Source organism: Paenibacillus sp. J22P15, assembly GCF_056269345.1.
This window is the reverse complement of record NZ_JBWDNT010000002.1, coordinates 649,066-673,446: the sequence shown is the minus strand read 5'-3', so window position 1 is coordinate 673,446 and position 24,381 is coordinate 649,066. Positions and strand designations below refer to the sequence as shown.

Genomic DNA, 24,381 nt, shown 5'->3' with positions numbered 1-24,381 from the left:
TTCTCTATATAACTACCATTTAACCGCTATGGTCTAAACGATTTCTGTTCAATATTCTGCTATATAAATAATGTATTTTTTGCTGCTGTGGCTGACTTTCTAATAACTCTTGGTTCATAATGCCAATAATTAACGAACGCATTGTATTGGAGCATTCAAATAACACACCATGAGCATGTTGATTATCTTGCTGTAAATTCCAAACGATACGTCCGCGAACGATAAGCTGCACATTCGAAATCGTCGTTCGAAATTCCACTAAATAATTATGCTGAATCGGTAACTGTAAGCCTGATAGGAAACATAAACCATGCGGGCTTATATTAAGCAGAAGCACTGTGGTCGTAGATGGTGTTAGCAATTGTCCATCAGTACTGAGTAGCCTGAGCTCTGCCTTAACGCCTTCTGTGAAGCGGAGCCTAATGTGGGCGCGCGAGGCATTATTTGAATCCGTCGCCATGCGTAATTCCTCCATCATACCTAATAACCATACTAATGATAGATATATTAACATCATTATACTTGAGTCCTCGAATGGAATATGTCGGTTAATGGGTGCGGCTTTCTTCTATTTTGGTGGCATTTTGTCGAAAAACAAAAGGGACTGTCGCCTGAAGTAGTTCGATCTACTTCAGGGACAACCCCTTTATTGTTACCTATGATTTTGTAAATTTAAAATAATTTATTTGCCGCCTGCGCGTGCGAGTTCCTTCTTGTTTGCTTCAAAAGCTGCAAGAAGTGCCGCTTCGCCAACTAATCCTCTATCTTCGACCTTGCGAATCTGTTCAAGCATACGTTTGTAGTCCTTAGGAATGACTTTTACAAATTTCGAAAGCGATACATCCCATTCATTCAATAGACGGGAACCAATCGCACTCTCTGTATTCTGAACATGTGTTTCAATAAGTCCACGAAGCTCAGCGATATCTGAAGAGTCTTCAAGACGCTCGAGCAATACCATCTCCAAGTTGCACTGGTTGTAGAAATCGCCCTTCTCGTCATAGATGTAAGCGACGCCGCCAGACATACCTGCTGCAAAGTTACGACCGGTGCTGCCAAGTATAACGACGCGACCGCCTGTCATATATTCACAGCCATGATCGCCTACGCCTTCAACAACAACATTGGCTCCACTATTCCGAACAGCGAAGCGTTCGCCTGCTGTACCGCGGATATATGCTTGACCGCTAGTAGCGCCATACAGTGCAGTGTTACCGATAATTACATTATCCTCAGCTGCAAAAGTTGCCTTCGGTGACGGAGCTACAATGATTTTACCGCCAGAGAGACCTTTTCCAAAATAGTCATTGGAGTCGCCTTCGATCGATAACGTAATTCCTTTCGGTACGAATGCACCAAAGCTTTGTCCAGCCGTTCCGACAAAATGGAATGAAATCGTATCTTCCGGCAATCCAGCTGCGCCGTATTTACGCGTAACTTCACTGCCTAGAATCGTACCGACAACGCGGTTCGTATTCAAAATAGGGAATGTGCCGCGTACGCGCTCGCCGCTCTCAATCGCTGCCTTTGCAAGCGGAACTAGCTTCTGCATATCTAGCGACAATTCAAGACCATGGTTTTGCTCTTGAATATTGTAGCGCACTGCATCCTGCGGAAGCTCAGCCTCATATAGCAAGCCAGTGAGATCAATACCTTTCGCTTTGTAATGCTCATGCAAATATTTCGTTTCCAAAATATCGACACGTCCAACCATTTCTTGAATGGTACGGAAGCCAAGCTCTGCCATAATCTCACGCAGCTCTTCAGCAATAAAGCGCAAATAGTTAACGACATGACTAGGATCACCCATAAATTTCTTGCGAAGCTCCGGATTTTGTGTTGCAACGCCTACCGGACATGTATCCAATTGGCAAACACGCATCATAATACAGCCAAGCACGATAAGTGGAGCAGTCGAGAAGCCATATTCTTCAGCTCCGAGGAGCACGGCAATCGCAACGTCACGGCCATTCATCATTTTTCCATCCGTTTCAAGAACTACACGATCACGCAATTTGTTAAGCATTAGTGTTTGATGTGTTTCAGCAAGACCAAGCTCCCACGGCAAGCCAGCGTGACGAATCGAGCCCATTGGTGAAGCACCTGTTCCGCCATCATAACCGCTGACCATAATAACATCAGCACGGCCTTTAGCAACTCCTGTCGCAATCGTGCCGACGCCAACACCAGATACCAGCTTCACGTTAATTCGTGCGCGTGGATTAGCATTTTTTAAGTCATGGACAAGCTCAGCCAAATCCTCAATGGAATAAATATCGTGATGCGGCGGCGGTGAGATAAGTCCAACACCAGGCGTCGAGCCGCGAACTTCTGCTACCCAAGGATAAACTTTAAGACCAGGCAATTGACCACCTTCACCAGGCTTAGCGCCTTGAGCCATTTTGATTTGAATCTCATCAGCATTAACCAAGTAATTGCTCGTTACGCCAAAACGTCCCGAAGCTACTTGTTTAATCGCACTGCGTCTTGAATCACCGTTCGCATCTGGAATGAAGCGCGCAGGATCCTCTCCGCCTTCGCCCGTATTCGATTTGCCGCCTAAACGGTTCATCGCAATCGCAAGGCTCTCATGAGCTTCTTTACTGATCGAACCAAATGACATCGCACCTGTTTTGAATCGTTTCACAATGGATTCAAGCGATTCAACTTCCTCAAGCGGAACGGCTTGGCGTCCTTCCTTGAACTTCAGCAAAGAACGAAGCGTCAAATGTTTCTTGTCCTCACCTTGTACTAGCGTAGAGAACTTCTTGTAGAGCTTGTAATCATTTGAACGAGAAGCCATTTGCAGCGTATGAATCGTTTGTGGTGTGAACAAATGATCCTCGCCATCTTTACGCCATTGGTAATCCCCGCCGGAATCAAGCTCCTTCTCTCCGCCTTCTTGCTCGGAGAATGCACGGTTATGGTGCTTCAACGTCTCTTCAGCAATAACATCAAGTCCGATACCGCCGATACGGGACGGTGTCCATGTGAAGTACTCGTTAATAACATCTTCTTTCAAGCCGAGTGCTTCAAAAATTTGTGCACCACGGTAAGATTGAATGGTCGAGATACCCATTTTGGACAATATTTTTACAACGCCTTTAGTTGCGGCTTTAATATAGTTTTTCACTGCTTTGTCATGCGAAATACCGCGAAGCATCCCTTGCTTAATCATATCGTCAAGTGTTTCAAATGCAAGATACGGGTTAACAGCATTTACGCCGTAACCAAGCAGCAACGCATAGTGATGCACTTCACGCGGTTCGCCTGACTCTAGTAAAATAGATACCTTCGTACGTGTACCTTGACGAATAAGATGATGATGCAGAGCCGCTACTGCAAGCAGAGCTGGAATTGCAGCATTTTCCTTATCTACGCCGCGATCGGACAAAATAAGTAAATTATGCCCTTTAGCGATGACACGATCAGCCGCTTCACACATTTGTGTAAGTGCAGCGCGCAAGCCCGCTTCGCCTTCATCTGCAAGGAAGAAGATCGGCAGTGTTATGGAACGGAAACCTGGACGGCGTACATGGCGCAGCTTTGCGAATTGCTCGTTAGACAAAATCGGAGTATCCAATTTGATATGACGGCAGCTCTCCGGCTCAGGGTTCAGCAAATTGCGCTCAGGACCAATCGTTGTACCCGTTGCAGTAATAATTTCCTCACGAATGGCATCGATAGGCGGATTCGTCACTTGAGCAAACAATTGCTTGAAGTAATTGTATAGACGCTGCGGACGCTCTGACAATACCGCCAGCGGTGCATCGTAACCCATTGAAGAAATAGGCTCCATGCCGCTGCCAGCCATCGGCTCAAGCACTTTACGAATATCCTCAAATGTATATCCGAACGCTTGTTGTCTCTTTTGAACAGTCGCATGATTCGGTTCTGGCAGTTCAGGTGCTTCTGGCAGATCCTCCAAATCCACAAGATGCTCATTGAGCCATTCACGGTAAGGATGCTCCGTCTCGATTTCCGCTTTCACTTCTTCATCAGAAATAATGCGGCCTTGCTCTGTATCAACAAGCAGCATGCGTCCTGGACGCAAACGATCTTTGTATAAAATATCTTCCGCCGGAATATCAACTGTTCCAGCCTCGGATCCAAGTATAATATGATCGTCCTTCGTTACGTAATAACGAGCTGGACGAAGACCATTACGGTCGAGAACCGCACCAATCTTTACGCCGTCAGTAAAGCCAAGCGCAGCTGGTCCGTCCCACGGCTCCATCAATGTGCTGTGGTATTCATAGAAAGCTTTACGTTCGTCACTCATGCTCTCATGGTTGGACCAAGGCTCTGGCACCATCATCATTGCAGCATGAGCCATGGAACGACCGGACAAGAATAGAAACTCCAGTGTATTGTCAAACATTGCAGTATCGGAGCCGTCTGGGTTAATAACTGGTTTAATTTTCTCGATATCATCACCGAACAATTCAGAAGCAAATAACGTTTGACGAGCATGCATCCAGTTCACGTTACCGCGAAGTGTGTTAATCTCTCCGTTGTGAATCATATAATGGAATGGATGAGCGCGTTCCCAGCTAGGGAATGTATTCGTACTGAAACGGGAATGTACAAGCGCCATCGCCGATACAACCGATTCATCATTCAACTCGACGTAGAATGAACGAACCTGCTCCGTCGTAAGCATGCCTTTGTATACAATCTTTCTTGATGATAAGCTCGAGAAATAAAACATATTGCCGCCTTCTTTGCCGGCATAACGAATCGCAAGCTCAGCGCGCTTACGAATCACATATAATTTGCGTTCAAATGCCATGTTGTCCTTCAGGCTATCGTTCTTGCCGATAAACAGCTGACGAACATATGGCTTAACCGCTAATGCAGATTCACCTAACTTATTATCATCCGTTGGTACTGTACGCCAACCGATAACCGATTGGTTCTCCTCTTGAACAATCGTTTCCACTTCACGCTCAATTGCGCTGCGAGCCTCTTCATCCTGCGGCATAAAAATCATACCTACGGCGTAGTGTCCTTCGGCGGGAAGCTCAATTTCTTGCTTCTTTAATTCAGCTGCAAAAAATGTATGCGGAATTTGAAGCAAAATACCAGCTCCGTCTCCCGTATTCGGTTCGCTGCCTTGACCGCCGCGATGCTCCATGTTCTCGAGCAGCGTCAACGCTTGGCGAATGACCTTGTGCGATTTAATTCCCTTGATGTTGGCCACAAAACCCATGCCGCATGCATCTTTCTCAAACTGCGGATCATAGAGCCCCTGCTTCGGCGGCAATCCCAAAATTTTTTCTTTCATTGTATGCAACCTTTCTATGAGAAGATTTTTGGGTAAGCGTGAACGTGTTGAAAATAAGCACCGATGAATACGCATTACGCTTCATTTTTGACTTGTTTTATCATAGAATGGAAGTCAGCGAGGCACACCGGCCTGCTCCTTGACATTCATTAGCTAACGGAAGTTGCTCTAAATACGAGCGCTTGCGTCTAATTGACCAAACCCGGCCTCTATACCGCTACATTGCGATTATTCTAATATTTTATCATTAGGCCAAAGCGGAATCAATTTAATATTTTCATAATTGTTTGCACTTTTTGACTACTGATTCGGACATAAAACATCTTTTTTATGAAGAGCTATCCTTCATTTCTTTGTGGAGTGTAAGCATAACTTAGTTTACAACTATTATTTCCTTATATTTTATCAGAGGAGTGAGGGATTGTTATATAGTAAGTTTAGGAAGGTGACACTTCGGAAGGCGGTTTCAATCATGATCGCATTTGTACTAATAACGCAATGGAAAGTTGATTATCAGAAGTAATATGGGGAAGTAACCAAGTCATGAAGAAAAAAAGAGAACGGAGCTGAATTACGAAGCTTAATGGGCGCATTAGGCGCTGCCACCAAGTGGAACGCCGATGAGCAGACCGCAGCGCTTGCCATTCACTCCGTCTTCATTAATAAATAATATTACGCTATTTATATTCCTTCAATAGCTGCTGCATTTGCTCAAGTCCTTTTGCAGCCCAGCGCTGCAATCGATCAAGCGAAGCAGCCTCTGCTTCAGCAGCAGCTCTTAATGAGGAGTTGTAATCAGGAATAGAGCCTGTATGACGCTTCACATCACGCATCAGGACAGTCGTTTTTTCCGTAAAGCTGAGCGCACGTCTCTCGTGAAACATGGGCACATCTGGGTTATAAGGATTGTGGAGATCTCCTTGCTCAGGATGCTTTAATACAGCGAGCACCTTTACGAGAGCTCGCGGCCCGTTGATTTCAATGAGCTCACCTAGATAATGACCGGAGCGAACCTCTGCACGAACATTATCCCCTATTTTCAAACTTTCATTATTCTGATTAGCTTGATCCATATTAGTTCATCCTCACTTTATTATTTATTATATACTTGTAAAATATATGTAAATATAGTTAGCACTACAGATACATATCATAACAATATGCACTATTTCTTTCTAGGATAAATTATCTACTGTAATATTCGCAACCCCGGCGGATAAAACTTGTGTTAGTCGCACTTGCATCGTAATATGGAATTAGAAAAGTAGGTGGAATGAATGCGTAAGAAAAGAGTGCTTCTGCTCTCTGAAGGCTTTGGCTCCGGTCATACTCAAGCTGCCTATGCGCTCGCTGTCGGACTAAAGCAGTTATGTCCGGGGGTCCAAACCCGTGTCATCGAGCTGGGGAAGTTTCTTAATCCGGTGCTTGGTCCATGGATTATATCTGCATATCGCAAAACGGTAAGCAAACAACCAAAGATGGTCGGTCTTATGTACCGCAGCAATTATAAAAAATCGCTTAACCGCTTTATGCAGCTTGCACTTCACCGTATGTTTTATACCCAAACGTCACAGGTAATATCACAGTTGAAACCAGATCTCATTGTATGCACGCATCCTGGACCGAATGCTGTTGTCGCTAGGCTCAAACGGTTAGGACTAGACATCAGGTTATATACACTAATTACTGACTATGATGCACATGGGTCATGGGTAAGCCAAGAAGTCAACAAATACCTCGTTTCCAGCGAGCTAGTGAAAGAACGGCTTATGGAAAAAGGGGTTACAACAGACCGAATTGAAGTTACAGGAATACCTGTTCACCCCAATTTCTGGCATACATACGATAAGGAAGAAATTCGAGAGCAGTTTGAATTAAAAAATATGCCGACTGTACTTATTATGGGAGGCGGATGGGGAATTCTGTACGAGGATAACGCCCTTGAATATATGACCAAATGGCGGGAGAGCACTCAGCTCATATATTGTGTGGGCTCAAATGAAAAGATGAAGGAAAAAATGCTTGCTGATCCTCTTTTCCAACATCCGAACATCCGTATCCTCGGCTTCACCCGTGAGGTTAACAAGCTCATGGACGTATCGGATTTACTCATTACGAAACCCGGGGGTATGACCTGCACCGAAGGAATGAGCAAAGGAATCCCGATGCTGTTTTATGAGCCAATACCCGGTCAAGAGGAAGAGAATTGTGAATACTTCATCAATAACGGCTTTGGCGAAATGCTTGACTCTAACGATACCGTCGATCGTTGGTTTTCACTCATCCATGAGCCCTATGCTTCAGACCAGCATAGAGACAGCCTGCTAACCAAACGCAACCAACAATACGACCCCATGAGTTGTCCTAACGCCGTCCTGCGCCTAATGCAGTGACGGTTTTCTTTTTCAATTAAGAATGAAGCATAAATTGTATGCCCTTATCCACATAGTATAACTGATGAAGGGAGCTGTTTATTATGAGTTCAAAAATGACAGATGGGAAAACGATTATTTTAAGGTTGGAAATCGATACAAATCTTGCTCAGTTCGGTCGAGCAGCAACAGCGATCGAGAAAGTCAAAGGCGACATCATCGCCATTGACGTTATACATACTGACAAGAATAAAAGCTTGCGCGACTTAACGGTAAAAATATCGGAGCATGGCGCAGCCGAGAGACTGACAACAGCACTAAAATCATTAGAGGGCATTCGGTTAGTTCATATATCCGACCGTACTTTCCTCCTCCATTTGGGAGGGAAAATTTCCATTCAGCCCAAAACGCCAATCCAAAACCGCGATGACTTGTCCCGTGTCTATACACCGGATGTAGCCAGAGTTTGCCAAGCTATTTTTGAGGAGCCCTCTAAAGCCTATACGCTAACCGTAAAAAGAAACATGGTCGCCGTCGTCTCCGACGGCAGTGCAGTGCTCGGACTAGGCAATATCGGCCCGTATGCAGCAATGCCAGTCATGGAAGGAAAAGCCATGTTGTTCAAGCAATTTGCCGATGTTGATGCCTTTCCAATCTGCCTCGACACGCAGGATACAGAGACTATTATTGCAACCATCAAAAACATAGCACCGGCTTTTGGAGGCATTAATCTTGAGGATATCTCCTCTCCCCGCTGCTTTGAAATCGAACAAAGATTGAAGAAGGAGCTGGATATCCCCGTCTTTCACGACGATCAGCACGGAACGGCCGTCGTTTTGTATGCAGGTCTGCTAAATGCACTTAAGCTAACCAACCGCAGCTTGCAGGAGGCTCGAATCGTAATTTGCGGAATTGGAGCAGCAGGAACCGCTTGTACAAAAATGCTGATTGCAGGAGGAGCTAAACATATTATTGGCGTAGATCGAGACGGTATATTGACCGCTGATAAGGCTTACGACAATTCCACATGGCAGTGGTATGCTGAGAATACGAATGAAGAGCGTCGCATCGGAGGTTTAGCTGAAGCACTTAACGGTGCGGATGTATTTATTGGTGTATCAGCCGGAGGCATCTTAACGCGTGAACATATTTCGAAGATGGCGCCAAAACCGATCGTTTTCGCAATGGCTAATCCCGAACCTGAAATACGACCTGAGCTTGCCGAGGATATTGTGGCCGTCTTTGCTACGGGGCGATCTGATTATCCTAATCAGATTAACAATGTCCTTTGTTTTCCAGGGATATTCCGCGGAGCATTAGACAGTCGCGCTACAACGATTAATGAAGAGATGAAGCTCGCTGCTGCGGAAGCTATTGCTTCCGTCATTAGTGACGAAGAGCTTAGCCCGATGTATATCATTCCAAGCGTCTTCAATTCCAGGGTCGTTGAAGAGGTACGCCGCCGCGTCATTCAAGCAGCGCAGCAAAGCGCTGTATCTCGTCGTCATATCCGGGAGTAGCTCCTCAGCTTCTAGCTCTTTCCGCTTGTTTACGGCCACCCGTAAACAAGCGTTTTTTTTATTTTTAAACTTCATAAATTGTTCCAAATTAGACAATGAGCACGATAAATTAAGCTGCTTACCATTATCTTTTTTTTAAAAGGATTGAAACCTGAGCGCAGGTAACCACGTATTCGTATTTAGGTATGAGGTCTGAAGAAAAACAAAGTCATTAAAAACACATGACAACTATCATCTTCTTAAGCCGAATAATTATGCTATAATTAAAATATTAAGCGCTAAAGCGCTTTTTCAACAAGCTGCAGCATATGTTAGCATATTGGGGAGTTTACAAACGGTATATCTCGTTTAGCAGGCTTTGTGTGCAGGTTAGTTGATGGAAAGGGAGCCTGGTAATGTTTCAAGCGGTAGTCGATTTTTTAAAGGATTTCGGGCCACTCGGATTGTTTGTTCATGCGTTTCTAGATGCCGTAATATTTCCCATTCCTGCCTTCTTCCTTCAAGTTTCATTAAGTATTCTCAATCCCTCTACAGCATTATGGCTGGCCACTGTGGGCTATATCGCATGTCTCTTAGGCACTCCTGTCGGGTACTATTTGGGTAAGGTAATGGGCAAATCAGTCCTATACAAATTTTTAAAAAAGGAATGGATTGACGCAGCTACTGATAAGTTTCAGAAAAATGGTGAAGCTGCCATTCTAATCGGCTCATTCACACCTATTCCATTTAAAGTATTTACCATATTGTCTGGCTGCTTAAACTTTCCATTATGGAGATTAATCGGATATGCGGCTATTGGACGAGGATTGAAATTTTATATTGTCGGTCTTTTATTTTATTTCTATGGCCGTGCTGCAGAAAACATGGTAAAAGACGTTTCCTTATATATTTTTTTAGGAGCTGTACCGATTCTAATTGTTTATCTTTTACTTCGCAAGAGACGTAATAAAAAGAAAGCGCTTGAGAGCGAACAAGCCGAAGCAGCCAAGAACGAGCCTGTCAAACATACTGAAAGTACGAAAATCCAAATAGATTCATAAGCATATCAATATACAGCATGTTAAAGGGGCTATACCAAAAGTCATCAAAGATGGCGATGGGATAGCTCCTTTCTATTCAGAACAAATGTAAATTTATCATGCTGCCTATTCCACTTCCACCAATGTGCCTCTAAAGCGCCGGATTATCAGTAATAAGTCTAGAAACTAGACTTATTTCTCTGAAAACGACCAATTCAACACAAATAGATCTAGAAACTAGATCTATTATGCTGCCTATTCCGCCAATTTGCGCGGCAATCGACCAAAAGCCAGAAATGGCGGTGCAGGGATAACCACCCCAACACCGCCATTTCTTTTTTCACCAATTTCTTCATCAACCCTACTATAGTGCGCTTCCGCCAAACAGCATGCGGTACTCCCAATGCGTACCTTTCATATTGCTGATGGTTACACCGCCACTCTCTTTGGAATAGGTGTGCAATACTTTGCCGTCACCCAAATAAATGCCGTCGTGGGTAATTGTAGCTTTAGACTTGTCGATCCCGCTATAAGCTGAAGCCTTTGTTCCTTTATAGGACATGAAAAATACGATGTCACCGCGTTTGAGCTCTGACAATTTCGTTGTCGTAGAATTTTTGTCCTTCACATATTGTCCTTGCTGACGAGAATCTGCTGGAAGCTTCAGCTTCGCGCCGTCAAGAAAAGCTTGTCTTACGAAATCTGAGCAATCAAAAGTTAACGTTGTGTTGCGGTCAGAGCCATACTCATAAGGCGTACCTAAATACTTCATCCCTGCCGTAATCACTTGCTCGATTAGCTTGTCCTCAGCCTCGCCAGGTTCAGTCACTGTGCCGCCGTTATTTCCGCCAGTGTTCCCGTCAGTGTTCCCGCCAGCGTTCCCTGTGCTGTTACCAGGTATCGTGCCCGTTATACTAAGGTATGCAGCCTGCGTACTAACATAACCGCGCACACCGCTGCTATCCTGTACTTCATACCAATAGCTGTTTGTTTTGGCGATAATATTTACTTTCTCGCCTTTCTTCAAATAACGAATACGCTCGCCCGAAGTCGAAGCTGTCTTGCGGAAAGAAACCGAAGTTTTAACGATCGCATTGCTATCTTGTGAAGGAGCTGATACTTGAAGCTCAACATATTTTGAAGAGGTTGATATGTAACCTGTTTTTCCCGAGGAATCGGTTACTTTATACCAATATGAATTAACCTTCTCGATAACCGTAATTTTTTCACCTTTCTTTAAACTCCGAATAATGGATGCGGATGTGGAAGGTGAAGTACGCATATTTACGCTGGACTGTATCTCTGCAGCTTGCGTCGCTTGCACTTCTTGTGCGGCCAATACTGCTGGTACTGAAATCGAACTAAACAATAATGCTGCCGTTAACGTTGCTGTTGCCATCCTTTGTTTCATGGTGTATTGCAATCATTACGCCTCCTTGGTGTGTAAACAGTTTAAGTTTCACGGTTCTGTTCCATTGTAAATTCGATTAGAATAGACAAGTATCGTCCATTCTTCCTAATTGCCGCTTCAATAAATCGGGTGTTTTGAACCACTAATCAATTATATTTAGTCAAAAAAAGACACTTCCGTAAAGGAAGTGTCTTTTTGCCTATCTTAATTAGTAATATTAGTTTTGGTTGGAATAAACTATATCATTTAATATAGTCAATTGGAACTATTGGTAACAAAAACCAACAGTGCCATTTGAACTATAAAATCTATTTTTCAAATTTATTGGTAACAATTACCGAATGTTTTTACTACTTTTCAGACATATTTACTTCAGTATTCTCGATCAACTCATGCGGTTCAACATGAACATGAACACTCATAATATTGTGCTTGCGACTCATACGCTGCTCTATTTCGTCACATATACAGTGACTTTCAATCAAGGTTAGCTCAGGATCAACCTGAACAATCACATCTACAAGCACGTGGCTTCCATGGACCCTAGCCTTAATATCCTTTATTGATTTAACACCCTTCGTTTTGGCAATCGTTTTCCGCAAGGAAGTAAGCTCATTCTCATCAAACCCATCTGTAAGCGCATGTGTGGAGCTATAAAATATTTCCCATGCCGTTTTACAAATAATAATTCCCACAGCTATTGCCGCTACCGGATCGAGCCAAGGCAAACCAAACTGTGCCCCAATAATTCCTATAGCTGCCCCTATGCTTACAAGAGCATCCGATAAATTATCTTTAGCCGCTGCTAGTAAAGCTTGATTTTTTATTCGAAGGGCTAGCTTTCGATTATAAATATAGACGCCGCCCATACATACTGCCGCAAATAGAGCAATCCATGCCGACATCAAATTCGGAACATGATGATCAGTAGCAAATAATGATTTTGCTGCGCTAATTAATACTTGAATACCTACCGTCGCCATAATGAAAGAAGCAATAAGCGCAGCTATAGTCTCAGCACGTAAATGTCCATACGGATGATCTTTATCCGGCGGCTTCTGCGAGATTCGCAAACCAACCAATACGGCCACGGATGCAACTATATCCGTTAGGTTGTTATAGCCGTCTGCAACGAGAGCTCCTGACACAAACCAGTAGCCTGCTCCTAGTTTTATAGCAGATAGTGCCAAGTAGGCAGCGATACTGACCCAGGCACCCTTCTCTCCCTGCTTAATCTCATCATACTGATTCAGCTTTACTACCTCCCAAACAAAAATGCTATGTATTTTTTACCCAATAAACAACCTAACGGTATCATAACGGAACGAACCTATGTGGGTCTAGAGAAACAGTGTTTACCAGGTACGCACTTTTATGCATGAATGCAACAATTCGTTGCTTGGAGTTGAACACTATACTCTAATTAAGTTACCCGCAATTTCAAGAAAAACACTTCTTTGGAAACGATAGAAATCAAAAAAACAGCCGTTATATTAACCGGCTGCTTCTATACTCGATTATTTAGTTGATTTCATAAATCGTATAAAGCTCATCAAGCATTAAATTAGCTGCAATGACTCCGCCTGCAGTATTCCAGATTGCATCGCTCACTCTAATCGCCTTATTGTTTTTAACTACGTTCAGGCTTTGCCACAATGGATCTTTCAACATTTCTTCTTCCATCTGAGTGCCTTTACCGTCACCAGTCTCATAAGTGAAATAGAATAACATATCCGCATCTACTTCGGGTAGACGCTCTTTCGTAATTTCTTCAACGAATGTATCTTTATATTTTTGGCTGTCCGGACGTGTAATTCCAAGCTTAGAGAATGCTATGCCTGTAAAAGTATCCTCTAAGTAAATACGGGTTTTACCTGCCATAAAACGAACAACGGAAACCTTTTGGTTAAGTTTATCGCCTGCTTTACCTTTAAAGTCTGCTGCGCGGCTGTCATAGTCAGCAATAACTTTTTCTCCTTCAGCCTTCAGGCCCGTCGCATCAGCGTACAGCATAAAATTAGACTGCCAAGCTCCACGAAGCGTTTCAGAAAACACAGTTGGTGCAATAGCCTTAAGCTGCTCGTAAACTTTCTCTTGGCGTAACTTATTACCGATAATAAGATCAGGTTTAAGGCTCGCAATCAGCTCAATGTTAGGCTGACTCTCTTCACCTACTACGGTTACACCTTCCATGTCCGCTTTAATATGATCATACCACGGGTCGCCTGTCCATGATTTCACCGCGCCAACCGGTTTAATGCCCAGTGCCAGTAATGCTTCTGTTCCTTCGTTGGTAAGGACGACGATACGTTCAGGTTTGCCAGCAACTTTGGTCTCACCCATTGCATGTGTGATCACTCTAGCATCTTCTGTGTTCGAAGTACCTGTTCCTTCAGCATTGCCATTGTTATTTTTTGAGCCTGTTTGGCCGCATCCCGAAACAATTACAGCTAGTACAAGTAATAGGGCGGATGCTGTCCAAGTGAATTTCTTTTTTAGTACAAAAGACATTTATTTTTCTCCCCTTCATGATGAAAATCATTCTCAGTAGTATCTCAAACGAAACTATACCAGCCATATCAAAAAAAGTCAATAATTAATGATAATGATTTTCAACTTCATTGACACTATTCGACTGATATCCTAAAATGTTTTAGTAGTCATTCATCTATACAAACGTTCATTCTTGACATCGAGAGAAGAGGAGATTATGGATACATTATTAAAAACGCGGGCTCATAAAACATTCGGGCTCATTGCAGGATTGCTCCTCTTTGCTGTTGGTATCATTTGCAGCATCACTTTTGGAGTAACGAATATCAACTGGCGAACCATATTAGCTTCTTTTACCGCATTCGACGGCTCGCAAGAGCATCTTATTATTCAAACCGCTAGAGTCCCGCGCGCGTTCATTGCTGCTGCAGTCGGAGCAAGTCTGGCCGTTGCCGGCTCCCTTATGCAAGGAATTACCCGTAACCAACTCGCTTCTCCGAGCATATTCGGTGTTAATTCAGGAGCTGCTTTCTTCATTGTCATTGGCTCAGCATTTTTCGGAGCTAGCGGGATGACGACTTTCGCAACTCTCGCCTTTATAGGAGCAGCCTTCACGGTTACCCTTGTGTATACGCTTGGCTCAATTGGCAACGACGGATTGACGCCGCTCAAGGTTACCTTAGCCGGCGCTGCTATGACAGCTTTTTTCTCTTCACTCTCGCTAGGCGTGTTGCTGACGAGCGGTCAAACGTTCGATCAAGTTCTCTATTGGTTTGTAGGCTCCGTAGCTGGACGCGATATGAACATATTAACAGCCGCTGCTCCTTATATGGGAATCGCCTTAATCGCAGCGATCGTGCTGGCTAGACATATGAACGTACTTGCACTTGGTGAGGACGTAGCTGTAGGACTCGGTCAAAAAACCGTGTATATCAAATTAGCTGCTGGGATTATAGTTGTTCTGCTTGCAGGGGGCTCTGTCTCTATGGCTGGTCCTATCGCTTTCGTTGGAATTATTATTCCACACCTCATGCGATATCTAGTTGGTATTGATTATCGATGGGTAATTCCATACTGCGCGGTATATGGCGGCATATTGCTTCTGGCTGCTGACATCGGTTCAAGATATATCTCGTTTCCGAAGGAAGTTCCCGTTGGTATCATGACGGCTATTATCGGTGTTCCTTTCTTCGTGTTTATCGCTAGAAGAGGAGGCCATTCTTAATATGAACAAATGGATCACACTGAGAGGCCGCAACCACTCCTTTCAGCTAAACCGCCGAACCTTAATGGTGATCATCTCACTGCTTATTGCCAATTTAGCAGCTATTATCATTTGTGTCGGCCTTGGCAGCAAGACGATAAATCCTATCGATGTTATACGTACTATTTTTGGGAGAGGCGATTCCTCCGATTGGATGATTATATTTTCACTGAGAATGCCGCGTGTATTAATTGCAGTGATGGTAGGTTCAGCACTCGCCGTATCCGGTGCTTTGCTGCAGGGTATCGTACGCAATCCGTTGACGTCTCCGGACATTATCGGCATTACAGGCGGTGCTTCTCTTGGAACCGTTGTATTCATTTTGTATTTCTCGCATGTCAGCATCCGCTTCATGCCTTTGAGTGCTATTATAGGGGCCTTTGCCGCTGCATTCCTGATTTACTTATTCGCATACCGCAAAGGGGTCACACCGCTTAGGCTGGTCTTAATAGGCATTGGGATGGCAACTGCCTTAACGGCCGTTACCTATATGCTCATCCTTACATCATCATTCACACCTACCGCTGTAGCTGTCAAAGCCTTTACGTTTATGACAGGCAGCATATACGGTGTCTCATGGGAAAGAGATTTTTGGACGCTTCTTCCTTGGCTACTCGTGTTATTTCCTATAGCCCTTATCTACGCTAGACATCTTAATGTGCAGGAGCTTGGGGATGACGTAGCATCAAGTGTAGGCAGCTCTGTCCAAGTGAAGCGGACCATTCTTCTTATAATCAGCGTAGCGCTTGCAGGCGCAGCAGTTGCTATCGGAGGCGCCATCAACTTCATTGGCCTTATGGCTCCGCATATTGCACGCAAGCTTGTTGGGCCAGCTTATGGAGGCGTTATTCCTGTATCTGCTTTGATAGGGTCGCTCGTATTACTGCTCTCAGACCTGATCGCAAGAATTGCGTTTCTCCCGCTCGACATTCCCGCAGGTGTCTTTACCGCGGCAATAGGCGCACCTTTTTTCATCTATTTACTGTATCGTCATCGAAATGGATCCTAACAATATAAACTAAACTGATAAATAAAGGGGAGTGGTTATCGTGTCCTCCATTCAAGCGAAAAATCTCACATTATCCTACGGACAAAAAGCGATCTTCAACAATCTCGATTTACTTATCCCTCCCGGAAAAATTACAGTATTTATCGGAAGCAACGGCTGCGGCAAATCAACGCTGCTGCGTTCCCTTGCTCGTCTATTAAAGCCGCAGGAAGGGTCGATCCTGCTTGACGGTGCCGAGATTGCCAAGCTCTCAAGCAAGGAAGTAGCAAGAAGGCTAGCCATCTTGCCGCAAGGCCCTATCGCTCCGGAAGGGCTGACCGTACATCAGCTCGTGAAACAAGGACGTTATCCTTACCAAAGCTGGCTGCAGCAATGGTCGCATGAAGATGAGAAAATGGTCAAAAAAGCGCTTGAAGTCACGCATATGGACGAGCTATCCACACGTTCGGTGGACTCATTATCCGGCGGCCAACGTCAACGTTCTTGGATTGCGATGACGCTGGCTCAGAATACACCAACTATTTTACTTGATGAGCCTACAACCTATCTCGATATGGCGCATCAGATCGAAATTCTTGACTTGCTCTTCGATTTAAACGAGCAGGAGAATCGTACGATCGTAATGGTACTGCATGACATCAATTTGGCATGTCGTTATGCCGACCATATCGTCGCGGTAAAAGACGGCCGAATACACGCGCAAGGCAAGCCAGAAGCGATTATGGACGAACAGCTTATCCGTGCCGTATTTGATATGGAATGCCAAATTACAGCTGACCCTATCTTCGGAACTCCTCTTTGCATCCCTTACGGCAAAGGTCGCAAACTTCCACTTGCCCAGAACCAAGCGTGACCAAACGAAAAAAAAATGGTGAAGCAGGATTACTCCTGTTCCACCATTTTTTCGTTTAATAAACCTTATATCCAGAAAAAGAACGCCTGCCTGAAAGGTTTCCCTTACAGGCAGACGCTCTATATTCATTGCGGCTTAAACCGCGTACATCCGCTCACGAAGCGCTTTAACCTCAGCACTTTCAAGGTATTCGTCATAAGTCATCATGCGGTCAATTATACCGTTAGGTGTAATTTCAACGATGCGGTTAGCGATCGTTTGTACGAACTGATGGTCATGCGATGTGAACAAAACCGTGCAATCCGTATCTGTCAGACCATTATTCAAAGCCGTAATGGATTCAAGATCCAAGTGATTCGTTGGCTCATCCAAAATAAATACGTTCGCGCCCTCAAGCATCATCTTGGAGAGCATGCAGCGAACTTTCTCGCCCCCGGACAATACGCTTGCTTTCTTCATCGCATCATCGCCTGAGAAGAGCATACGGCCAAGGAAGCCGCGAATAAACGTTTCATCTGGATCCTTCGAATATTGACGCAGCCATTCCACCAAGTTCAAATCCACACCGTCAAAATACGGTGAGTTATCTTTCGGGAAATAAGCCTGCGACGTTGTTACGCCCCATGAATAGCTTCCAGCATCCGCTTCAACCTCACCAACAAGCAGTTGGAAAAGCAAAGTTTTTGGCAAGCTGTTCGGACCAACGAAAGCGACTTTATCGCCTTTATTAAGCGCAATCGTCAGGTTGTCGATTACTTTCTCGCCGTCGATTGTTTTGGTCAAGCCGTCAACAAGCAGCAACTGCTTACCTGCTTCGCGTTCACCTTTGAAAAGAATAAACGGATATTTACGGTTCGATGGGCGAATATCATCAAGTGAAATTTTCTCAAGAAGCTTCTGTCTAGAAGTTGCTTGTTTCGCTTTCGATTTATTCGCGCTGAAACGTTGAATAAACGCCTGCAATTCTTTGATTTTGTCTTCCTTCTTCTTGTTCTCTCCGCGCATCAGCTGTAAAGCTAGCTGGCTGGATTCATACCAGAAGTCATAGTTGCCGACATACATTTGAATTTTACCGAAGTCAATGTCCGCAATATGCGTACAAACGGTATTCAGGAAGTGCCTGTCATGGCTGACAACGACTACAGTACCTTGGTAATCAGCAAGGAAGTCTTCTAACCAACGGATGGACTCGATGTCCAAGTGGTTGGTAGGCTCATCGAGCAATAGAATGTTCGGCGAACCGAACAAAGCTTGAGCCAGCAATACGCGAACCTTCTCGTTACCGCTAAGCTCAGCCATCTTCTTGTCATGCAGGTCAGGAGTAATGCCTAGTCCGTTTAGCATCTCTGCTGCTTCGGATTCCGCTTCCCATCCGTTCATATCAGCGAATTCAGCCTCAAGCTCACCCGCACGCATGCCGTCCTCATCGGTAAAGTCCGCTTTCGTATACAGAGCGTCCTTTTCCTTCATTACTTCATAAAGACGCTTGTGACCCATCATAACCGTCTCAAGTACTACGGACTCGTCGTATTCATAATGGTTCTGCTTCAGAACGGCAAGCCGTTCACCCGGCGTTATATGCACTTCTCCGTGCGATTGTTCAACTTCACCGGATAATATTTTCAAAAAGGTCGATTTACCTGCGCCGTTAGCGCCGATCAAGCCATAACAGTTGCCTGGCGTGAACTTAATGCTAACATCTTCAAAAAGCGCACGCTTCCCGTAACGGAGCGTTATGCCACTTGTACTAATCATTCGTTTAATCCCGTCCTTCACTACAAAATCACTTTATCTTGACCTATTATAGCACAGTATGCAAGGAAACCGAACCTTCTTTTGCTTCTCCTGCCTTTCGATCGGCTATCCAAAATTAAGGAGCATGTTTCGGTCATAGATGGCAGCGCAACAAAACCTTCCCCTATGCGACCAAGATACGTTGTCGTGTGAGGGAAGGCCTTTTTTTAACTAATGAGATATTGAAAAGCTGACAATGTAATACGTTAATTCCAATTGAGCTTAACTTCGTTGCCCGTGCGGGATGATTCATAAATCGCGTCAAGAATACGATTATTCGTATAGCCAGATAGCGCGGAAGTAATCGGTTGTCTGCCTTCACGGATACAATCTACAAAATGACGGCTCATCAGAATACGATCCTCTTCACCTTCAAGCGGCGTAATGTCACTTTCAACAACCTCGTTGTTCTCATGCGTGACATACTTGCCGCTATTTCCAACAATTGCCACACCGCCCATTGTTCCCATCAAATGAATGAAAGGGTCTTCGGGCAACAAGGCAGAATGTGCTGCCCAGCTTACTTCAAGCGACAATGTCGCACCGTTATCAAGCTTAATTAATGCCGAGGCAAGATCCTCAACATCATAATAACCATCCCAATTCGGTGTTCCCCACGTTCCTGTGCCGAGACGTTTAGGTCCGAATTCTGCATAAGTTGAGCCGTATACAGAGATCGGCTTCGGATTCCCCATTAAATAGAGCGATAGATCAAGCATATGAACTCCAATATCTATAAGCGGACCTCCGCCCGCTTGGTCTTTGCGTGTAAACCACGAGCCCCAGCCGGGAATGCCCTTCTTGCGGAACCAGCCTGCCTTCGCATTATAGATATGTCCTACTTTGCCGCTGTCAATCTTCTGTTTAAGCGCACGGCTTAGTCCTGTCCAGCGCATCTGATGGGACATCATTAATATTTTGCCGGATTTTTCAGCTTCCTCTACAATCAAGCGAGCCGCATCAGAATTAATGGCCATCGGCTTCTCCAGTAGAACATGCTTGCCTTGCTTTAGCGCCTCAATTGCAAGCTCAGCATGAAATTGGTTTGGTACACCGATAACCACAGCATCGATAGAAGAATCCTCAAGCAATGCTTGCGGACTTGCATGGACCGTTTCAATGTCGTACTCAGCAGCACGCTGCTCGGCAAGCGGAAGGTAAGCATCCGAAACGGCCGCTACATCGATACCTTCAATTTTTTTAAACGTCTGCATATGTATACTTCCGATTGCACCGGCGCCAATAACACCAAGTCGGATATTTGCGTGAGTCATTTACTGATTCCTCCTTAAAGGTTTGCGCATGCAAACCTTGCTTCGTAAGATTATGCTTAGGTTTGCGCATGCAAACCTTGCTTCTTAAGATTAAGCTTGAACTAGCATACGCTAAGCCAAGCTTAATCAAATATTCTCATTACATTATATGATCAGTATAACGTTTTTAGCTTACTCGCATCATTGTGCGGATTTGGCGAATATTTAGCTTCATTTGTTATTTTCCGGACAACCGCCAAGTCTCACCGTGCGGGAGTACTAGAATACGCTCATCCGCAATACAACGTTTTAAGCGCTCAGCCTCCAGCCGATCGAGTGCCTCGCGAGGCGTATCGTCAGCGAGCTTGAAGGCTCCATAGTGCATCGGCACGAACCACTTGGCATCCAAATCGTCGAACGCCTGAAGCGCTTGCTCCGGCGTAATATGCTGCGGCGCCATGAACCATTCCGGCTCATAGGCTCCGATTGGCAGCATCGCTACATCAATTGTGAAGCGACGACCAATATCCTTAAAGCCTTGAAAATACCCGCTGTCTCCTGCGAAATAAATCGTCGGAAAATCCGACACAACCGGTCGTTCTACAACACCTCGCTCACTGAAAAAAGGATGCAGCCTGGCGGTTACCGCTTCTGCTGTACTCGCGATTTGAGCTTTCGGCTCCGCATTTTTCTCCTCCTTAGATATCAGCGGGGAATCTCCGCGAGCGCCGCTCACCAGCTTTTCGCTTCGTGACACTGGACGCTCAATGACAAAACCGCCCCAATGCGAGCTATTCATATCCCAAGGATTGCGGCGCGTTGAATGCTGTGAAGGCACAAACGTGAATTTAACCCCGTTAATAATTTCGGATTCCCACCAATGCAGCTCCTTTATTCTGAGGAACCCCTTCTTCCGAAGCTTAGCACCAAGGCCTGCCGGCACAAGCAATTGTCTGCTTCCAATCAGTTTGCGCAGCGAATTTATATTTAGATGATCATAATGTGAATGAGAAATGAGCACAACATCAATTGGAGGTACGTCCTCAACTTTAATACCCGGCGGCGAAAGTCTCTTCTGGAGAGCCATTTGAGTCGACCATACTGGGTCCGTAATAATATTCAACCCGCCGAGCTGAATGAAAAAAGTCGAATGTCCCACCCAAGTAATAGAGGGCCATTTTCTGTTATCCTCCAAGTATGCGATATCAGGTTCAACATTCGGAACGGTGAATGAATAATCCTTCATTCTCAGCTTGCGAATGCGTTCCTTACGCCATCTTTTGAATTGCTTCAAAGAAGTGTGCTGTTCAATAGGATCTATGTTTGCAAATCGTTTTAACTTCAACCGTCCTTCCCTCCTTCGCAATCATTCGTTGCTTTAATAAGATACCAAGTCAGCATCACACATGCAAATATGTTATTTATACGAAAGTCTTCCAAGTTCCAGCCTGGCTGACACATCAGAAAAACAATAAAATATAGCAGCCAACCGCTGCCTCGTTCGCATCCGAACATGAAATCAGTTACACTTGCTCATATAGCTTTTACACATAAGACTACGCTTTCGACGCAGTATTTGTTACACAAATACAACGGATTTACACTAATAACATCACTTTTCCCTGGAGGTTTCCTCATGAAACTAATTTCTATAGAACCAACACCAAGTCCAAATTCAATGAAACTGAATGTCGATGAGACGCTGCCCCGCGGCCGCAGGCTTACTTATAAAGCAAGTGAAGCAAGCGATGCTCCCGAAGTGCTTCAGCAGCTTTTGCAAATTAATGGTGTACGGAGCCTGTTCCGTACAGCTGACTTTATTGCGCTTGACCGCAAGCCAGGAGCAGATTGGGCAACTATATTAGCTGAAGCAGGACAGCTTCTTCAGAAGGATGATGATGGGCAGCAAGGCAGCGATAAAGGACCCTCAACAAGCTACGGAGAAGCGCAAGTTCTCGTTCAAATGTATCGCGGAATTCCGATGCAAGTACGTGTACGCATGGGGGACAGCGAAGCTCGCTCAGCGCTTCCCTCGCAGTTTGGCGAAGCGGTCAGCCTTGCTGCAGGCTCTGGCATGATTCGCGAACGGAAGCTCGAGGAGTTTGGTATCCGTTACGGTGAGCCCGAGGAAATTGCCGCTGAAATTGTACGCGAGCTGGAAGCTTCTTACCCGAGTGAAAGATTAGACACTCTCGTGCAAGCTGCCATCGAACAAGGAAATTCTATTACAGAGGAAGCAGTACCAGCTGTTGTAAGGCCCGCTCCTCTAACACTCGACGAAGCAGAAGAGCAATTCGCCTCACCAGATTGGCAAGTTCGTTATGCTGCACTCGAGCGGTTCGTTTCCTCAATCGAAGGTTTGCCTTTGCTTGCAAAGGCAATTAAGGATGAGAATACATCGATTCGCCGCCTTGCTGTTATATACCTTGGAGATTTGCGATCGTCTGAAGCTCTGCCCTATTTGTTTACTGCACTTCGCGACTCCTCAACTTCCGTCAGACGGACTGCTGGGGATACCTTATCCGATCTTGGCGATTCGGCTGCAGTAGGACCAATGATTGAATCGCTTCGCGACAAAAACAAGCTTGTCCGCTGGCGTGCGGCACGCTTTCTATACGAGGCAGGAGATGAATCTGCAATTGAAGCACTCCGCGAAGCTGCGAAGGATAGCGAGTTTGAAATTCAGCTGCAAGCCAAAATGGCGCTTGAGCGGATTGAACGCGGTGAAGAAGCCGCAGGCTCTGTATGGCAGCAAATGACCGCGGCAAGGAATGGCGAGCAATAATTTGCATCGTACAATACAAAAAGGGGTGCATCTCTGCACCCCTTTTTGTGTTGTACGCTTTATTTTAAACCAACGAACTATTTCGCATACTCTAGCTTTAAGTGAACAAGAAGAGAATCATCTCCAGCATATGGTTCATAGCTTGCCCGATAGCCTACGGCTATATTTATTCGTTCGAAGGCAGCCTTCAACGCTTCTGGAAATTGGCCGCCTTGCTCATACCTGAATTCTAAGCTGCCAGCCTTCGAATCAAGCGCGGACTGAATCACTTGATTAAGCTGCTCCGAGCTAGACACCGTATATTCCGGTTCAAGCCAGTGCAGCCCAAGTGCGAGCTTCAGCTTGCTGAAGCGATTCCGCTCTGTCTGCTCGCCTTGCTTCTCTAGTTCACGAATGGTATCGGCATAAGCGGTAGTTGCAGCAGGATACTTTTTGATCCATTGATGATCGACTCGAAGCTCATCATCCGACCTCAAATAATAGTTGTAACGAATCGTACTCTCACCTAGTTGATTTGCTTGTGCAGATGGTTTTTCACTTGCTGTTGCAACCGCAACCGGGTCATCCCAAGTCAGATCTAGATGATACCATACGCCATCTACCTTAACCATATTCCAAGCGTGTTCGCCAGTATTTACAGTGCCTTCAGCTATGAGGACCGTTAGGCCTGCCTCCTTCAGCATCTTGTAGCCAAGCAAAGAATAACCTTGACACACCGTTTCTCCTAACGTCACCGCATCATACGCTGTATAATGCTTCAACGATTGATCGTACTCCACATGACTAACAACCCAATCATGTATGGCTTTTACTTTCTCATGCTCGTTCATGCCCGGTTCAATAATCGTTTGAAGCGCCTTTGCTACTTGACGATCTACCACGGCGGTTTGTTCAAGTGTCTCACGATATCTCGTTTCAAGAGAGATCGTAGACTTATTCCCCCAGCTGCGAATGGTGTAGATGTAGGATTCAAGTATGTAGGCTGAATAGTCATCATGCTTTAGAGCTGCGCGAATGACCTCCGTCATCTTGTTCGATAGTTCCTGCTTGTCCCCCGTGTAGGTTACCGAAAACCGCTCGGACCGAGCTTTGAACTGCTTAGCGAGCTCCAGCTCCAATCGCTCAAGTTTACTCGTTTCATCCATGGCGGTCACCTCTTCCGACTCTGCTGCGGCAGGAAATAAATCCAGCTTGAAGTCAAGGTATAATGCAGCTGCTACGACAATAAAAACAGCCAACAGTTTGGAAGCTACTCTACGCATTCGAACCTCCTAAATAACTATTTACACATTTCAGCCATGTAATCAAACTGTAATATTTC

17 protein-coding genes are annotated in these 24,381 nt (G+C 45.0%); 7 read left to right on the top strand and 10 right to left on the bottom strand.

The genetic code is table 11. The annotated features are described in order from the left end of the window. Positions 1-19: 19 nt before the first annotated feature. From AC0YN6_RS07565 to kapB, 3 genes are all read right to left on the bottom strand, one after another. The gene (locus tag AC0YN6_RS07565) at positions 20-460 is read right to left on the bottom strand and encodes a PilZ domain-containing protein (RefSeq protein WP_475746064.1); all 441 of its coding nucleotides are present in this window, start codon (positions 458-460) and stop codon (positions 20-22) included. A 222-nt stretch (positions 461-682) separates the two neighbouring features. Then, the gene (gltB, locus tag AC0YN6_RS07560; protein WP_475746063.1) at positions 683-5,287 is read right to left on the bottom strand and encodes a glutamate synthase large subunit; all 4,605 of its coding nucleotides are present in this window, start codon (positions 5,285-5,287) and stop codon (positions 683-685) included. A gap of 677 nt (positions 5,288-5,964) precedes the next feature. Then, positions 5,965-6,360: a kinase-associated lipoprotein KapB gene (kapB, locus tag AC0YN6_RS07555; protein WP_475746062.1), complete on the bottom strand. Its 396-nt coding sequence runs from the start codon at positions 6,358-6,360 to the stop codon at positions 5,965-5,967. 204 nt (positions 6,361-6,564) lie between these two features. On the opposite strand from kapB, the gene AC0YN6_RS07550 reads away from it, so the two are divergent. The 3 genes from AC0YN6_RS07550 (at position 6,565) to AC0YN6_RS07540 (ending at position 10,219) form a co-directional block, all read left to right on the top strand. Then, entirely contained in the window at positions 6,565-7,680 is a 1,116-nt protein-coding gene (locus AC0YN6_RS07550; protein WP_475746061.1) for an MGDG synthase family glycosyltransferase, read from the top strand. Positions 7,681-7,763: 83 nt separating this feature from the next. Continuing rightward, positions 7,764-9,179: an NAD-dependent malic enzyme gene (locus AC0YN6_RS07545; RefSeq protein ID WP_475746060.1), complete on the top strand. Its 1,416-nt coding sequence runs from the start codon at positions 7,764-7,766 to the stop codon at positions 9,177-9,179. 395 nt (positions 9,180-9,574) lie between these two features. Then, positions 9,575-10,219, top strand: a complete 645-nt coding sequence (locus AC0YN6_RS07540) for a YqaA family protein (RefSeq protein ID WP_475746059.1) — start codon at positions 9,575-9,577, stop codon at positions 10,217-10,219. A gap of 343 nt (positions 10,220-10,562) precedes the next feature. Here the strand turns inward: AC0YN6_RS07540 and AC0YN6_RS07535 are convergent, their stop codons facing one another. From AC0YN6_RS07535 to AC0YN6_RS07525, 3 genes are all read right to left on the bottom strand, one after another. After that, a complete protein-coding gene (locus tag AC0YN6_RS07535; RefSeq protein ID WP_475746058.1) occupies positions 10,563-11,621 on the bottom strand; it encodes a C40 family peptidase in 1,059 nt (352 codons plus the stop codon). A 338-nt stretch (positions 11,622-11,959) separates the two neighbouring features. Beyond that, complete coding sequence (locus tag AC0YN6_RS07530; protein WP_475746293.1) at positions 11,960-12,862, bottom strand: cation diffusion facilitator family transporter; 903 nt, start codon at positions 12,860-12,862, stop codon at positions 11,960-11,962. A 268-nt stretch (positions 12,863-13,130) separates the two neighbouring features. Further along, positions 13,131-14,120 carry an ABC transporter substrate-binding protein gene (locus AC0YN6_RS07525; protein ID WP_475746057.1) on the bottom strand — a complete coding sequence of 330 codons (990 nt, stop codon included), beginning with the start codon at positions 14,118-14,120 and terminating at the stop codon, positions 13,131-13,133. A 199-nt stretch (positions 14,121-14,319) separates the two neighbouring features. On the opposite strand from AC0YN6_RS07525, the gene AC0YN6_RS07520 reads away from it, so the two are divergent. From AC0YN6_RS07520 to AC0YN6_RS07510, 3 genes are read left to right on the top strand one after another with little or no spacing between them, the layout of a single operon-like run. Further along, complete coding sequence (locus tag AC0YN6_RS07520; RefSeq protein WP_475746055.1) at positions 14,320-15,327, top strand: FecCD family ABC transporter permease; 1,008 nt, start codon at positions 14,320-14,322, stop codon at positions 15,325-15,327. A 1-nt stretch (position 15,328) separates the two neighbouring features. After that, complete coding sequence (locus AC0YN6_RS07515) at positions 15,329-16,375, top strand: FecCD family ABC transporter permease (RefSeq protein ID WP_475746054.1); 1,047 nt, start codon at positions 15,329-15,331, stop codon at positions 16,373-16,375. A 40-nt stretch (positions 16,376-16,415) separates the two neighbouring features. Further along, positions 16,416-17,228, top strand: a complete 813-nt coding sequence (locus tag AC0YN6_RS07510; RefSeq protein WP_475746053.1) for an ABC transporter ATP-binding protein — start codon at positions 16,416-16,418, stop codon at positions 17,226-17,228. 135 nt (positions 17,229-17,363) lie between these two features. On the opposite strand, the gene AC0YN6_RS07505 is transcribed toward AC0YN6_RS07510, so the two are convergent. The 3 genes from AC0YN6_RS07505 to AC0YN6_RS07495 all read right to left on the bottom strand — a co-directional run bounded on the left by AC0YN6_RS07505 (position 17,364) and on the right by AC0YN6_RS07495 (position 21,620). Next, positions 17,364-18,983: an ABC-F family ATP-binding cassette domain-containing protein gene (locus AC0YN6_RS07505; RefSeq protein ID WP_475746052.1), complete on the bottom strand. Its 1,620-nt coding sequence runs from the start codon at positions 18,981-18,983 to the stop codon at positions 17,364-17,366. Positions 18,984-19,228: 245 nt separating this feature from the next. After that, complete coding sequence (locus AC0YN6_RS07500) at positions 19,229-20,296, bottom strand: Gfo/Idh/MocA family protein (protein ID WP_475746050.1); 1,068 nt, start codon at positions 20,294-20,296, stop codon at positions 19,229-19,231. Positions 20,297-20,513: 217 nt separating this feature from the next. After that, a complete protein-coding gene (locus AC0YN6_RS07495) occupies positions 20,514-21,620 on the bottom strand; it encodes an MBL fold metallo-hydrolase (protein ID WP_475746049.1) in 1,107 nt (368 codons plus the stop codon). Positions 21,621-21,911: 291 nt separating this feature from the next. Between AC0YN6_RS07495 and AC0YN6_RS07490 the strand changes: the two genes are divergently transcribed. Then, positions 21,912-23,060, top strand: coding sequence for a virulence factor (locus AC0YN6_RS07490; protein WP_475746048.1), 1,149 nt, complete (start codon positions 21,912-21,914; stop codon positions 23,058-23,060). 77 nt (positions 23,061-23,137) lie between these two features. Here the strand turns inward: AC0YN6_RS07490 and AC0YN6_RS07485 are convergent, their stop codons facing one another. Continuing rightward, on the bottom strand, positions 23,138-24,322 hold the full coding sequence (locus tag AC0YN6_RS07485; protein ID WP_475746047.1) for a transglutaminase domain-containing protein: 1,185 nt from the start codon (positions 24,320-24,322) through the stop codon (positions 23,138-23,140). Positions 24,323-24,381: the final 59 nt, after the last annotated feature.